This is a genomic window from Mesorhizobium sp. B2-6-4, from assembly GCF_006441495.1.
GTDB lineage: Bacteria > Pseudomonadota > Alphaproteobacteria > Rhizobiales > Rhizobiaceae > Mesorhizobium.
The window spans coordinates 1-1,437 of sequence record NZ_VFUE01000048.1; the positions used below are offsets into that span (position 1 = coordinate 1).

The window sequence follows — 1,437 nt, forward strand, 5'->3', positions numbered from 1 at the left end:
TTCGACGATGACGGGCCGAAGGTGACGGCTGTCGCCGCCACCGGCGTTACGGTAGCGCTTGACGAGACGGCGACCACAAGCACCCCGGCTGGGATCGACACTGGTACGGTCACCAAGGGCGAGGATCCCGATGTCGGCGGCACCGGAGCGATCGCGCACGGCACCAGCGACAGTGCTTTCGTCAACATCACGGCGCTGTTCGGCGCCGATGGTCCGGCCGTTTCGGGCAGCACCGTCTATGCGCTAAGCGTCACCAATGCGGTCTCCGGCCTTGCCGTCACCGACGGCTCGCTGATCACCTTGCAGACGCTGGCCAACGGCGTCGTGGTCGGCGTCGTGCAGGGCGGAACGTTCGATGGCGATGCGGCGTTCGCGCTGTCGATCGATCCGGCCACCGGCAAGGTGACCGTCGAGCAATATCTGTCGCTTCATCATTCGAACGCCTCCAATCCGGACGACACGGTGGTGCTGGGCTCGCATTCGGTCGCGGTGAGCGTGACCGTCACCGATGGCGACGGCGACACCGCCAGCGCCAGCGCCGATGTCTCGGGCCAGATCAGCTTCGACGACGATGGTCCGAGCCTGACCATCTCGCAGCCGAACGGTGCCTTGAACGGCCTGTTCCTGGACGGCTTCGTCCCCAATGGCGACGCCTGGGGTGCGGGCAGCGGCACCACGACCGGTCCCGCCGGCGCCTGGACCGTCACGGCCTCGCCTTACGAGGGCGCCAGCAGCATCGAATTGCAGAAGGTCGGTGACGGCTATCGCGGTGCAGACAGCCCGACCAACAGCGTTATGGTCGACCTCGAGGCCAGCCCCGGCAACATCCAGATCTCGCAGACGCTGCATGGCCTCAGCGCCGGCGAATACCGCATCTCCTTCGAGATCGGCGCCGCCAACGACACCAGCCTCCTACACAGCGCCAAGCTCGAAGTGCTGTGGAACGGCGTCTCGGTCGGAACCTACAATCCCACGTCGGGCGTCATGCAGACCATCGCCATCGACGTCACGGCGACGGCCGGCGACAACTCACTGACGTTCCGTGAAATCGGCGAACAGGGCGACAACACCGGCACCTTCCTTGCCAACATCAAGGTCGGCGACATCATCGTTATCGACGAGACCGCAGGTGTCGATGCCGATTCCGACGACACCACCGATCCTGCCGTGGCGGCCCTGTTTGCCGGCGTCAATGCCGGGACCGATCCCGACATGCCGCTGCACCAATATGCGCAAGGCAGCGGCGGCGTCGTGAACGCCACGGCGCTGTTCGGCGCCGACGGACCGGCAGCGAAAGCTTCGCTCGTCTATGCGCTCACCCTTGCCAGCAATACGGGCGTGGATTCCGGCCTGAAGACCACCGATGGCCACGCAATCTCGCTGTTCAACGACGGCCACGGCCACATCATCGGCGTCTATGATGCCGACAACAACGGC

The 1,437-nt window shown here is 65.4% G+C and carries 1 protein-coding gene; it reads left to right on the forward strand.

What is annotated here, in order from left to right; genetic code table 11:
* A partial coding sequence (locus tag FJ426_RS31580; protein ID WP_246675639.1) for a DUF5801 repeats-in-toxin domain-containing protein occupies nucleotides 1-1,437 on the forward strand: 1,437 nt, incomplete at both ends.